This is a genomic window from Ruegeria sp. CDSA193 (assembly GCF_059611885.1).
On sequence record NZ_JBXWPN010000002.1, the window covers coordinates 313,618 to 327,631 of the forward strand.

Consider the following 14,014-nt stretch of genomic DNA (forward strand, 5'->3'; position numbering starts at 1 on the left):
CGATCAGCGCATCCACGCTTCGGACCATAGTTGGAACATAAAGACCGTCCACAGCTGAGCACCCCAGTTGCGTTTGCCTGATTGGTGCTCGGCCCAGCATTTTTCCAACGCTGCCTTGTCCACAAAACCCTCAAGCCCGTTCCCATCCAGAAGAATGCTGGAAACACGGGACTTTAGGGGCCCGCGCAGCCAAGCGTTGAGTGGGATACCGAACCCGCGCTTTGGCCGGTCGTACAGCGATTGCGGAACCCGCTTTTTCAAAAGCTCCCGCAACGCCACCTTGCCAGCCTTCCCGTCGCACCGAAGCGAAGCCGAGGAACGCCAGGCGGCCGTTACAACGCGATAGTCCAACAATGGGGCGCGCATCTCAAGCCCGACCGACATCGACGTGCGGTCAGCTTTCACCAGAATATCATCCGGCAGATAATAAAGTGAATCCAACAACATCATGCTGTCCAACCGGCTCAATCCTGCGGGCAAATCATGCGTTCCGATCTCATTGCCCAGCGGGATGCCGGACTTTCCAAGCATACCGGAGGACCAGATCGAAAACTGGGCCTGATAGCGGCACTGGAACTCTCGCCCCTGCAGAACCGGCGCCAGCTTGGCCAGACGATCCGCGCTCAGATCGTCACGCATGCTGCTTGGGGCGAATGGCTTGAGGACAGGCACCAGAGCGCTCAGCACCGATTGCGGCGTCTGCGACAGCGCCTGAATCGCCAGGTCAGGCATCTTGCCCTTCAGGCGTTCAAAGGCCTGCATCCGCACATAGCGGGCATAGCCACCAAACGACTCGTCACCGCCGTCGCCGGACATGACGACTTTAAGCTGCTGGCGCGCCAGTTGCGAAACCAGCAGGGTCGGTAGTTGTGACGGGTCGGCGAAGGGTTCGTCAAACACTTGCGGCAAACCTTCGATGGCTTGAAACGCCATTTCCGGCGTCGCCGTCACCTCGTGATAATCCGTCCCAAGATATTCGGCGATAGCCTTTGCATGCTCGGCTTCGTTGGTGTCTTCGTCATCGAAACGCACGGTAAAGCTGGGCACTTTTCTGTTCGACTGCTCTTGCATCATCGCGGTGATCAGCGACGAGTCGATGCCACCCGACAGGAAGGTCCCAACCGGCACATCCGCAACCATCCGCTCGCCCACCGCGCGCAGCAGTTCGGATTCGATTTCAGCTATTGCTGTTTCATCGTCGGGATATGGGTTTGCGCGCGCCTCGGTGACTACCGCCTCGATATCCCAAAACCGCTCGATCCCTTGCAGAAGCGCATCCAGCGAGGCCGGTGGGGTGTCAAGTTTGATCTCGACCATGGAGCCCGCAGGTAGTTTCAGGACATTTGGGTAAATCGTGCGCGGGGCAGGAATATATCCCAACCGAAGAAACGATCCCAAGGCTGCGCGGTCCACCTCTGCCGGTCCAAATTCCGGATGCGCGCGCAGTGACTTCAATTCGGACCCAAACAGAACGGTTTTCCCAGCCAGGCCCAGATAGAGAGGTTTTTTGCCAATCCGGTCGCGCGCCAGTGTCACGCTCTGGGTTTTCCGGTCAAACACGGCAATGGCAAACATCCCGTGGACGCGGTCCAGTGTCTTGCGGATACCCCAAAGCTGCATCGCCGCCAGCAAAACTTCGGTATCGGATGTGCCCCTGAAGCTTATGCCCAGATCCTGCAATTCCTGACGCAATTCCAGATAGCCATAGATCTCACCATTGAACACAATGGTGAACCGGCCATCGGCGGAATCCATCGGCTGTACCCCGGTTTCCGATAGATCAATAATGGCCAGACGCAGATGCCCCAGGGCCACACCCTGATCTGGGTCCACAAACAACCCGGTTCCATCCGGGCCACGGTGTTCAATCGATTGACACATCCTGACAAGGACGGATGAGGCCTGAGACCGATCAACGGTGCCAAAGTTGATAAATCCGGTGATGCCACACATCGCTCAGATCCCCTTCTGTTCTGGCTGAGAGGCAATCTTTTCGGGATCAAGACTGCCGCTCTCCAAAATGTTCCGATACTGCGCGGCAACGCGGTCAAGCTGGTAGGTATTGGCCACAATCGCCCGGGCTTTTTCTCTTTTTTCCAGATACTCCGGGGCCGACCAATTTGCGGCATGGACCAAAGCGTCTGCAAGCAATTCCGCGTTGCGGGGCGGTACGATCAATCCGCAGTCGCGAATGATCACCGCCGCATCACCCACATCCGTCGACACAACGGGGTGGCCATAGCTCATCGCTTCGACAATGACATTCGGAAACCCTTCGGTTCGGGATGAAAGCACCAGCGCATCAATCCGTTTGTAGAATGCAGCCATATCATGCAGGTCGCCGCACAGCTCTACATTGTCCGCAGTCAGGTTATTGCGCGCCAGCAATGATTGTACTTCGGAGTTTTCAGGCGACATATTCTCTCCGGCCGCGATGATGCGCAGATCGGGGACTGACCGCAGCGCCAGGGACAGAGCCTGGAAAAGGGTTTCGTGATCCTTCTGTGGATGAAACCGCGCCGCGATCCCAAAAACCCTGGGCGGGTCGCTCCGCACCACAGAGGCTTGAGGCATGATCAGACCGTTCGGAATGACGCAAGACCGCGCAGCAGCAAACCCGTTCTTCGTGTGCTGATCCAATGCGCGTTGCGAGTTATAAATGATCCCTGCACACCTGCCCGACAAACGCCGACACAGATCAACGGCAATCCGCGTGCTGCGCGTGAATGAGCTGGTATCGTCCAAAGCCTGCCGCACCGTCCAGTAAATTGGCACCTTTCGACCTGATATCCAGCTGGCAATCAGCCCGATGACCATCGCATGGTACATCCAGCACAGAACTGCCTGCGGTTTATACTGACGGATAAGACGCGATATCTGCAATATCGCGCGGGGCATGGACGACAGTGATCTGGCATTCAATCCGATCAGAACGGCGTTTGGATTTGCACATTGGCTTTTGATCCTGTCCGAAACCTCCGTCAGCGACACCACCAATACCCGATCCCCGGATTTGGCAACCAGCCGCGCCAGCATCGCCTGGGCCCCGCCCTGACCGGAAAAATCGGTGATGACATGCATGATCATCGGTTCAACACCCGAAACTGACAAACCGGGCCGGAACCTTTAGACACACGACCTGGATGCGGCGGTGTGAACTGCCTATGCACGCGCCCGATCTCCGATTTCGCGCACAAGTTCGGCCAGGCCGGCGACGTCTTGATGCGACCAGGTCGGATCGACCAGAAATGCCAGGCTGGTTTCTCCAAGCTCTTTCGCCACCGGCAAGGGATCACCCGGGCCGATGCCAAGGCGGGCGAACATCTCTTCTCTGTATATCTCGGAACAACTGCCCGAGAACGCAGGGAAACCCGCCTCTGAAATCTCGGCGATGATGCGATCGCGGCTCCAATCCGAGGCCAGAGCCTCGGGCCTCACAAACGCATAGAACCGGTAATAGGCATGTGTCAGTTCGGCAGGCGGCACGGGAACCCGAAACGCAGCGCAACCGGAAAGAGCCTGCGCCAGAATCTCGGCGTTTTTGGCTCTATGGGCGCGCCAACCGTCCAGTTTCGCCAGCTGAATGCGCCCGATGGCGGCGGACAGCCCGGTCATCCGCAGATTGGTGCCCGGCTGACCACTATGCAGCCATCGAAACCCCGGAGGGTGGCTTTTGTTGAACACCTGATCATAGCTTTTGCCGTGATCCTTATAGCTCCAGACCCTGGACCACAGTTCATCATCATCGGTGATCAGCATGCCGCCTTCACCGCCGGTTGTGATGATTTTATCCTGACAGAAAGAATACGAGCCGCAGGTGCCAAAGGTTCCCACGTGCTGGTCACCGATCATGGCACCATGCGCCTGCGCACAGTCCTCGATCACCCAGAGGTCCCGACTGCGCGCCAGATCCATGAGACCCGCCATATCCGATGGCCACCCGGCCAGATGGACTGCGATAATCCCCACGGTTCTGTCGGTCAGAACCGGTGCAATCGTTTCTGCGGTGATATTCTGGCTCTCGCGATCCACATCTGCAAATACCGGCTTGCCACCGGCCAGAAGGATCGAACTGGCAGACGCGATAAAGCTACGCGGTGTGACGATAACCTCGTCTCCGGGTCGGATGTTCAACGCCAGCAGCGCGGCGTCCAGAGTGACCGTGCCATTTGCCATAGCGATCGCATGCTGCGCGCCGGTATAGGCGCTGTATTCACGTTCGAACTCTTTGACATCGGGGCCGGTCCAGGCATTCACGCAACCGGATCTTAGCACTGCGCTGACAGCATCAATTTCATCTTCTTCGAAGAATGGCCATTTGGGCATCAGCTGTTTCCCTTCAGATAAGCGGCCAGAGGATAGCCGAGGGAAGATGGGCCAAGCCTATTATTGCTCAAATTTAGACAGCAGGATTTCCGGATCATTTCTTTACCTCACGCCAAACCATCCGAGGAGGTCAGGCAAACTCAACAATTAACAAATTTTTGGCGGCCAGCGCCTGAATTGGAAACAAACTCCGCAGTTTCGGAAATATCTTTTTGTGCCGCGGCAGGCGAAACCTGACCTGAATCGATTGCTTATGCAAGGTTCCAGGTCACTTAACAGCGTGATTTTTCAACAATCAGGCCGCAGACAGTCAGAGGTGAAAAATAGGCAACAATCGGCTTTGGTGACAGCCCCGTTGACAGCTTCGGCGACATGGATCAGCATCGTCTCAACCTTGGTTTTTAAAGTTTGAAATGTTTCTTTGATGAGTGATTTTCCCAACACCGCTTCCGGTGCCCAGGCCGTACCTGCCGAACGTGGTTCGACAACTGGCGGACGCCCAAAAGTTCTGTTTGTCGGCAATCTTACGACCTCTTTGACCAATTTTCGTTATGACCTGCTGAAAGAGCTTGCGGAACGCGCAGACGTACTTGCTTGCGCACCGGAAAACGATGCGGCCACCGAAGCAGCCCTAGCCGAGATCGGCGTGACATTTCGGCAAATCCCTATGGCGCGCGCGGGGTTAAATCCATTTCAGGATCTGTCCACCCTGTTCACACTGATCGGGATCTGCCGGGAAATACGGCCCGATATCGTCTTTGCCTATACGATGAAGCCGATCATCTTCAGCGGCCTTGCGGCGCGGTTGACCGGCGTTCGGCGGCGGTTCGCGATGTGTACCGGGTTAGGTTATGTATTTGCGGATGCCGAACTGACCCTGCGCCGAAAAGTGCTGAGAGCGGTGGCGACAGGCCTTTACCGGTTCGGATTGAAAGGTGCCGACGAAGTTCTGGTTTACAACTCGGTCGACGCCGAGGAGTTTCGCAGCAGACGTTTGCTGGCACCTCAGGCCGCGCTGTCGATTGTGCCCGGTTCCGGTGTCAATCTCGCCAGATACGCAAAATCCCATCAGCCTACGGATCCACCCGTGTTTCTGATGATCGCACGTTTGCTGCGTGACAAGGGCGTGTTCGAATATGCCGAAGCCGCCCGGCAGCTTAGGGAACAATTCCCTGATGTGCGCTGTCAGCTTTTGGGTCCGCTGGATGACAACCCGGACTCGGTCAACGCACAGCAGCTCGAAGAATGGGGCCAGCAGGGGCATATCGAGTATCTAGGCGAAACCAAGGATGTTCGGCCATTTCTCAAGGAATGTTCGGTCTTCGTATTGCCCACCGTCTATCGTGAGGGCATCCCCCGCGCCATTCTTGAGGCGATGTCGACAGGGCGCGCCGTCATTACGACCGATGCCCCGGGATGCGCCGATGCGGTCAGCGACGGGGAAAACGGGTTTATCGTCCCCAAACGCAATCCAGAGGCGCTGGCGGAGGCGATGAGAAAATTCGTTGAAGACCGGAGCCTAATCGAATCCATGGGTCAGGCCGCGCGGGCGCGTGCCGAGCAAGAGTTCGACGTCGCGCGGATCAACACGATCCTGCTGCGGAAGATGGGCCTAATCGACAGCGATACCAAGCTGCCCTCCACTGCCACCGACTGATCCACACCCATTCTAAGCTCACGTCTAATCCGAGAAACTGCGCCACCCGCGGCTGAGACCCGGATCAATAGCATCAAGCTCGGCGACGTCAGGCCTATAGAAATCGGCCATTTTCTGCGCCAATACATCCGGCAATTCAGGATACTCCACCTGCCGCGCCACCGCTTTGCGAATCGCCTTTAACGGCCCCGTATGCCGGATCGGGTCAAGCAACGGTCGAAGCGGCGCCAGAACCCGCCTCAGAGGCAAGGGCACGATTGGCGTATTTTTGTTTTTGACCCTCTCTTCTAGTGGCGGCTCCACGACACCGGAAAAACCGATGTGTTCGGCGACACGGCGTAAGGTTTCTACCGGTTGTGAGATCGTGTTTTCGTAGGCCAGCAACAGAATTTGATCTGTCGGGAACAGATCGTAGAAACGGCGCAGGTGATAGGCATATCTACCATTGTGCAGGAACCTTTCATCACCGGCCTTGTCAGGATCCAGATACCGATGAATGTCGTCCCCGACAGTGCCCCGGCGATACAACATGCAGTAGTCGGAATAGGCCCTTCGAACCGGATCGCGCATCTGCAGGATCAACCTGACATCGGGATAGTCACGGGCAATCCTTTTGGCCGCCTCTGGATGTGTCAGATAGGTATTGCATTTTTCGCCTACGATACTCTGGTCTGAATATCCCTCGTATTGATCGCGATACCAGACCGCCCCCCGGTCATAATGATCCGAGAAATAGTGCAGCTCGGGATCCGGCATGAAAATCTGCGGCGTCGCCGTCAAAGAATTCTGCAACCAGGTGGTCGCACATTTCGCAGCACCGAATATCAGGAAATCTATCTTTCGCTCGTTCGCCAGGCCCATATTATCCTCTAATCCCTACGATCCGCATCGGGATCACGATACCAATTCGCGGTACACGTCGGACACTTCGGCCACGTGTTTATCCAACCCAAAATTATCCTGCACATATTGGTAGGCCGCTTGTGTAACCTGCTGCCTCAGCTCCTGGTCCTCGATCAGAGAAACGATTGGCTCAACAAAGGCTTTGGGGTCTTCTGGATCCACCAGAAAACCGGTTTTGCCATGATCGATTGCCTCGACATTGCCGCCGTGCCGTGTGGCCACAACAGGCAGTCCAAGGTGCATTGCCTCGATCAAGGTACGTCCAAATGGCTCGTTCAAGGCCGGCACAAGGGTGGCATCCATGGCGACCATGCACTTTTCAACATCCTGCCGAAACCCCATCATATGAATCTGCGCGCCCATCCCCTGTTCTCGTGCCACGTCCATGGAGCCTGTGTCCAACCCGTCATCGGGATTGAGTACTTTGCCAAATAGCAGGCCATGTACCGGCCTGTCCCCAATCTGTTTCTGAATGGCCACAAGGCTTTGGACAAAATGAACCGGCCGTTTTCGCGGTTCCAGATGGCCAAAATATCCTAGAAGAACTGCATTTTCCGGCGCACCGATTTCGTTCAGGATCATCCGACGCGCCGCGTCTGGATCCGGGCGCTGAATGCTCAGGTCGAAGGGGCTGCGGATGACCTGAAACTTTTTGTCAACCGAGCGTATCGGGCGCGAGGGTTTCGAAAAATACGACACGCTTAGGATGCGGTTCGAAAACACCGGCGCGACATAGTTAACGCCTACCGCGCGCGGATCCTGCCTGTGGTGCCAGATATGCTTGATCCCCAACCGTCTGGCCGGAAACACCCAATTCACATGCAATCGGCCCTCATTTGTGTGGACGATATCTGGCTTTTTGTCCCGCAAAAACCGGACGAGCTGGCCGTAGGTCCGGGTCCAGTATTCCGGAAAGCCAACATCTGCATCCGTTTTGTTGTTTGGAGGGCCCATAAGCCTGGGGCCCTGCAAAACTTCGACATTCAGACCCAGCGATTGAGCATACTGCCCAACCGACCCAGCTTCGTTGTGGCAAAGGACCAATGGTTCAAACTGATCCCGGTCCAGACAGGACGCAAGTTTGAGCGCGGAAACATGACTGCCGCCCAGATCTGCCCAACCTGCAAAGGGAAATAAAACGCGTATCTTTTTCATTCTGGCCTGCCGCCTTTTTGGCTCAGCGCCGGACATCAGAACCGAGCGCTAAACCATAAATCATTGAACTGAAATCTATTGTGTTTGCGTGACGAAGGTTCGAGAAACCGAAAGCGTATCCCCGGGGGACAAGACAGTGTCACCCGAAATCGCCGTTGCGGCTCCTCCGGCCGCGCGGGTGACCGAGTATACGATCACGATCTCTTCGACCGCATCAACCTCTTCAACAAGGCCAAGCGCTGCCAGCTCGGCCTGCAGGATTTTCGCGGTGCCCAGCCGGGTCTGCAAATCCTCGAGTTCGATCTGCACTAGATTCAGCCGCACCAGCGCATTCGAGCGCGCGGTATCAAGCAACTCCAGCTCATCGCGTTGCGCGCGGTTCAGCTGTTGCCGGGCCAAGCCCAGAGCGATCTCGATATCCACGCTTTTGCTTTCCAGGTCGTTCAGCGAGTTGGACAGAGATGACACGCGGGAACTGACCGTAAGGCCCTTTTTCTGTAGTGCCAGAGCATCATCCAGATCTTTGCGCGTGATCCCGATCTGATTTGCGCGCAATTCCAGCTGCCGTTCGAGGCTATCGATCTGATCTTTGAGGGTTTCCTGTAATTGGATGATGCGTTCACCCTGCCCTTCCCGGGCCTGTTGATCCGCTTGCAGAATCTCCCCCTGCAGACCTTGCGGGGGTTCAATTTTGGCATCACCACCGTCCGGGGTTAGTGTTGACAGATCAGCCAGCAGTCGGCGTTGTTCGGCTTGCAGAGCTTCGATCTGTTCATTGTACAACTGAACTTCACCCTGAACCCGCAATCCGGTAAAGTTCGTTCCTACGTCATTTTGCAACGGCAACCGGTATTCCCCGCCCGCAAGCGCCATCGCCTGCTGCGCGGTCAGTTGTGGCCGATAGGGGTACGAGCCTGGAATCTGGACATCCCCCAATATGTATACAGGCAGATGGCCGATGACTTCGATCGCCAGATGAGGCGGTTCTGCCATCCCCACGCGAGTGCGCATCTGAGTTTCCAGCAGCAGTACCAGTTCTTCGGTCGTTCGCCCTTCAGCATGAACCTGGCCGGCCAGAGGCACCATCAGCATCCCTCCCGAAGAAAGCGCATATTCACCGGAAACGCCTTGCCAGTTCACAAAAGACGCAACCACCGGATCCCAACGCATCGCACGCAAATTGATCTTGTCCTGCGGTGCCAGAACATATTCCTCGGCCTGAAGCGCACCGATAAAACAAGCCGAAGCCGCGATCACAGAAAGCATCAGTTTTTGCAATAATTTCACGACATTCTCCTAAGTGTATTCGTTGGTCCTAACACCGGCAGGCGCGACACGCTAAGCGCAATGGCAAGGACAAAGGGTACGTTCCAGAACCGGGCATAAAAGGTCGTCGCCCCGGCAAGCAGCACGACATACATCAGCATGGCAACGATGGTCAGTGCCCCGACCGATGGCGAGCGGCCGACAGAAATGGCCATCCAGGCCAAGTATATGCTGGCCAAAATAAAGCCGACCATACCGAGCAGAGAAATCAAGCCACCTTCGGACAGAGTCAGCAAATAGGCCGAATGAACCACGATTCCCTGTTCGCTGGCCAGGCTGTACTGGTTTGCACCCAGCCCGATCAACAAAGTGCCACGGGATACCTCGAAAGCCTCTTGCAGCAGGAATAACCGGTCAGAGAACGTGCCCGCCTGACTAATGTCACCTGCAAGAACGGCATTCAGAACTCGTTCGCGAAAGACCTCGGGCAAGAAAAGCTCACCAAAGTTCAGGACCACCAAAACCGCAATCAACGTGCCGACGATCAGGGTCACAACATGACGCGGGGACCCGCTGCTGAGGATAATGGCGACAGTCCCCACTATGGTCACGATCAGACCAGAATTCGAACCGGTCAGGATGACGCCGTAAAACAGGATTGGCAGCCCGATCAGCCCCCAGATGCGGCTGCTTTGCTTCTGCAGGATCAGGCTAAGCAGGAAAACGATGGCCATCGCCAGCATAAGCGCGCATTCATTTGCCCGCTCGACCAGCGAAAGCATCCGACCATTGGCGGATACAAACCGGTGTGTCGGGTCTTCCATGAAATTGATTGCATAGATGCCAAACAGCACAACAATGCCCATACCAATAATAAATGCCTTCATCAGCAGGACGATCTGATCAAAGCTTCGATTGCCGATCAGGATTGGCAGCACGATCAACGAAAAGAAGTACTGAACAAACACGGTCAGCAGCTCGGTCGGATCTCCGTTGATTAACGAACCTATGGTCAGGCCCCCTGTGAAAAACAGGAACGAACTGTACCAGAACCCGCTTGCGGGCCCGAATATCTTAACCGGCAGCTGGCCAGTTGCCAGCATGACAAACCCAGCCAGCACAAAGAAGAAATCCGAGAGGGTGAAATAGACGAAATCCACTCTGAGATAGTTCATCGGCGCCAGAGCTACAGCCGCCATCAGGAAATAGAGAGCTGCCATGTCTACGCTTGGCAAATAGCCGATTCCATTGGTCGGCTTGCCAAAGGAAACTGATTGGGCCGATGCAGGTCTCATGGGCGCACCTGCTCCTTTCCGTGTAATGCAGGGTTCAGCAATGTACGCCGCAAGTGTAACACACACAGCCCTAGCCAGACGGAATTACACAGCACATGCGCCACAGCGGCACCGACCACGCCCAAAACAGAAACCAACGGTGCAATGAGGATCAGAAACAAAATAGTGTTCAACAAACCGATCCGAACCAAAGCCCGGTCTTGCCCCAGGCTCAGCAGTGCAGGGTTCAGCAGTATCCCACCAAGATAAATACCTACCGCGATTGCCTGCACGCGCACGACCGGTAGTGCGGGGGCATAATCCACGCCAAAAATCGCAGTAACGATCGGTTCCAGCATCAAGATCACTGGAATCAAGACAAGGGCAATTACCCCCCAGAACCCGGCGCTGAGACCCGTTAGCATTTTTTGCAAACGGTCAAATTCATTTCGGGCGGCAAACCGGGTGAACTCGGGATAGATCGCCTGGCTTAGCGGCCGTCCAAGACGCAGTGCAGCTTCGCCGCACCGTTTCGCGATATGGTAATATCCCACCATCGTCGGTGAAATCAGAACACCCAATATGATCACGTCCAGGCGCTGCGTGGTCTGACGCAAGATGACAGAGAGATTGCTGTTCCAAACAAAGCGCAGAAACCCGGAATTTTCACCCAGAGTTTGCTTTATTCCAAGCATCGGACGGCCATAGCCATTCCGCGACATTTCTCGCAACCCCGCGGCAAAGGCCAGAACGCCGTCTAAAAGGCTGACAGCAACAAATATCGCGACAAAGCCAGGCAGCCCAAACCCCAGTTGCCAGGCAATCACCCCCAGCACCATCCGCACAGACGCTGCGAAAATATCCAGTTTGGCCAACAGATCGAACCGGTCGAAGGACCGCAACAAAGCCAGCCCGGTTGGCCTCAGCGAAACCAGAATTCCCAGCGATGCGACCGGCAGCACCCATGCAAGATCCTGATCCAGCCCCAGCCATCCGGCGATGATCGGTGCGATTGCGATCGCAGCGCCGGCGGCCAATACGCCCCCAACCACGTCAATCAGGACCGACAGCCCGACAAGTCGGCGAAATCGTTCGCGGTCTTCTTCCTCCAGCGCAGTGCTTCCATATCTAATCACCGCCTGCCAGGGCTCAAGATGAAGGAACCGGGAAACGATCCGCGCATAGGCCTCGCCTATTGCCATTACCCCCAAGCCTGCAGCCCCAAGTGCGCGAGCGGCCACCGGCAGAAACACAAGGCCCAGCAAAGCGACTGCGATCTGAGAGGAAAAGATCCATTTCAGATTGCGCAGTAAACGCCGAAGCACAGCAGTCGGGATTGAGGTTGCGCCGGGCTGAGAGGTCATGTCTGATCCACCCGCCCGCCGCACAAACGACCGGCCAATTCCGCCCCTTGGCGGCTGCCGGTCATTGGACCACGCCGCAAAAGCGTCGCGGGCGCTGTGCCCTCATTTTCGCAAATAAAAACCAATACCCAATCACCAATCTAACAAATCCTACAAGGGTCTGCGAACCGTAATCAGCTGCTTTTCCCAGGCTCATCCGAGTAATGATATGTATAGGCACCATACCCATATTGCCTTTGCTTCCGCATGTTCACACCATTCATGATCGTACCGGAAATCTTGATATTGCTCATCCGCAGCTTTTCGATTGCATCCTTGAGAATTTTTTCGGTGGTCTGCCCCCAGCGCACCACCAGGAACGTACCGTCGACAAGCGGTCCAAGTCGGATCGTGTCATCAATGACCAATGTCGGCGGCGTATCGACCAACACAAGATCGTACTGATTGCGCAACATGCGCCCGTATTCGCCAAGTTGCTGCATCAACTGTTTGCGGGATATTTTTGGACGCAGGTTCAGACTGATCGACGAAACCCCCGGTACCCGTTCGCCATCGACATAAATCTGGCTGGGTTGCACGGCACCGCTCAGCGCGTCCTCGATCTCGACCGGGGCCGCCCCGGTAAGACCGAGTGTTTTTGAGGCACGGCAACGGTGGTTATCCATATCCAACAATAGAACGCGCATCCCATCTGTACCCGCCACTAGGGCCAGCGAAACCGCAACCACGGTCTTGCCTTCTCCAGGAACACCAGAGGTAACCATGACGATGCTGCCGTCATCATTTGTGTTAAACCACATGGTCAAAACACTGCGCAGCGCCTCGACATAAGGCGAGCGGCCCTGATCACGGATAAAGCGCAACAACTCCTGCTGACCATCCGTGTCCGAATCCATCACTGTATCCGGCAGGAAACCCAAATTGGTCAGATCGGTTTGCTGTTCGATCTGGTTTTCGTTGACGATCCGCGTGTTGCTGCCCTCCATCAACAGGGCGATCACAAAGGCCAGAGAGAACCCGACAATCGCGCTGACTGCGACGGCGACTTTGGTATTCGGCCAGAATGCCGAAGTCGGCGCATGAGCAACCGAAACCTGCTGAACCGCCTGGCCAAGAAACTGTTGCTGGGTTTCGAAATCATTCAGTTTTTCAATCGTCGTCTGATACCGGATCCGAAGAAGCTCTAGCGCGCGTTCCATCCGCAGCAATGCTATTTCCGAACCGGTCCGGCTGCGTAATGCCTGTTCAACAACGGCAATCTGGTCAGCAATTTTGTTGACCTCTTCGCTGCTGGCTCCGTTGATCTCATGCACATCTTTTTGCGAGTTCAGCCGCGCAAGTTCCGACCGAAGCCTACCCGGCACGGATTCATCCGCCAGATTTTCTTCAAGAATAAAGGCCGCCATCTGAAGTTCGTCACGGGTCAGTTCGTCACCCAGTTCATTTACGCGGTCCTTAAGAAAAGAAATGGAAGATGAAAGACCTTGCTGCCGCCGCTGCTGCAGGCGAAGGATAAAGGTTTCTGCAACTGTATTGGCAATATCGGCTGCCAGCTGCGGGTCTTCGGCTGTTGAGATGATCTCAATCGCAAGGCTCTCTCCTTGCCGAAGTACGTTATATGTCGACAGTGTATTGTCGATTACACGATTGCGGATAACGGATGTGGATTGCGGATTTGCGGGGTTTTGCGCCCCGGCAAAAGCCTCATTCTCGAACAGGTCCAGCGCCAGGGCGACCTCTGCCGCAAACTCTCGTGACCGCAGGATGTCGATTTCGGTTTCAATCAAAGTGCGGGTCAGCTCGTAGGATTCAAGTTCGACACTGTCGGCGCGGACGCGCATATCCAGAGATGTGAGAACGATTTCGGCGCGGGATTTGTATCTTGGGTCCAGTTGATTGACGACCATAAACGTGCCGACGATCACAGCTGCGGTCACTCCGAGGATCAACTTCAGATGACGGTAAATCATCCGCCATATGCCATCCAGACGCTGCTGGCCAAATTGGTTTGCGATATGGTTTTGATCCATTCTCTATCGTCCCTTGTAGCGACCAAGATCACCGTCGCC

General features: G+C 55.7%; 10 protein-coding genes. 1 reads left to right on the top strand and 9 read right to left on the bottom strand.

Annotation, left to right across the window (positions count from 1 at the left end):
• Positions 1-3: 3 nt before the first annotated feature.
• The 3 genes from asnB to AC2FLG_RS04460 form a co-directional block, all read right to left on the bottom strand.
• Positions 4-1,953, bottom strand: a complete 1,950-nt coding sequence (gene asnB, locus AC2FLG_RS04450; RefSeq protein ID WP_496705144.1) for an asparagine synthase (glutamine-hydrolyzing) — start codon at positions 1,951-1,953, stop codon at positions 4-6.
• Positions 1,954-1,956: 3 nt separating this feature from the next.
• Positions 1,957-3,081: a glycosyltransferase gene (locus AC2FLG_RS04455; RefSeq protein WP_496705145.1), complete on the bottom strand. Its 1,125-nt coding sequence runs from the start codon at positions 3,079-3,081 to the stop codon at positions 1,957-1,959.
• Positions 3,082-3,162: 81 nt separating this feature from the next.
• Positions 3,163-4,326, bottom strand: coding sequence for a DegT/DnrJ/EryC1/StrS family aminotransferase (locus tag AC2FLG_RS04460; protein WP_496705147.1), 1,164 nt, complete (start codon positions 4,324-4,326; stop codon positions 3,163-3,165).
• Positions 4,327-4,750: 424 nt separating this feature from the next.
• Between AC2FLG_RS04460 and AC2FLG_RS04465 the strand changes: the two genes are divergently transcribed.
• Positions 4,751-5,983 (top strand): glycosyltransferase family 4 protein, encoded by a 1,233-nt coding sequence (locus AC2FLG_RS04465; protein ID WP_496691349.1) that lies wholly within the window; start codon positions 4,751-4,753, stop codon positions 5,981-5,983.
• Between the two features lie 24 nt (positions 5,984-6,007).
• Here the strand turns inward: AC2FLG_RS04465 and AC2FLG_RS04470 are convergent, their stop codons facing one another.
• The 6 genes from AC2FLG_RS04470 to AC2FLG_RS04495 all read right to left on the bottom strand — a co-directional run bounded on the left by AC2FLG_RS04470 (position 6,008) and on the right by AC2FLG_RS04495 (position 13,975).
• Positions 6,008-6,844: a sulfotransferase family protein gene (locus AC2FLG_RS04470; RefSeq protein WP_496705149.1), complete on the bottom strand. Its 837-nt coding sequence runs from the start codon at positions 6,842-6,844 to the stop codon at positions 6,008-6,010.
• Between the two features lie 33 nt (positions 6,845-6,877).
• A complete protein-coding gene (locus tag AC2FLG_RS04475) occupies positions 6,878-8,041 on the bottom strand; it encodes a glycosyltransferase family 4 protein (protein WP_496705150.1) in 1,164 nt (387 codons plus the stop codon).
• A gap of 75 nt (positions 8,042-8,116) precedes the next feature.
• Positions 8,117-9,328: a polysaccharide biosynthesis/export family protein gene (locus tag AC2FLG_RS04480; protein ID WP_496705152.1), complete on the bottom strand. Its 1,212-nt coding sequence runs from the start codon at positions 9,326-9,328 to the stop codon at positions 8,117-8,119.
• Positions 9,325-10,602 (bottom strand): O-antigen ligase family protein, encoded by a 1,278-nt coding sequence (locus AC2FLG_RS04485; protein ID WP_496705153.1) that lies wholly within the window; start codon positions 10,600-10,602, stop codon positions 9,325-9,327. Before AC2FLG_RS04485 ends, AC2FLG_RS04480 begins: the two co-directional genes overlap by 4 nt.
• Positions 10,599-11,945: a lipopolysaccharide biosynthesis protein gene (locus AC2FLG_RS04490; protein ID WP_496705155.1), complete on the bottom strand. Its 1,347-nt coding sequence runs from the start codon at positions 11,943-11,945 to the stop codon at positions 10,599-10,601. The genes AC2FLG_RS04485 and AC2FLG_RS04490 overlap by 4 nt, the downstream gene beginning before the upstream one ends.
• Before the next feature lie 173 nt (positions 11,946-12,118).
• Positions 12,119-13,975, bottom strand: coding sequence for a GumC family protein (locus AC2FLG_RS04495; RefSeq protein ID WP_271948779.1), 1,857 nt, complete (start codon positions 13,973-13,975; stop codon positions 12,119-12,121).
• Positions 13,976-14,014: the final 39 nt, after the last annotated feature.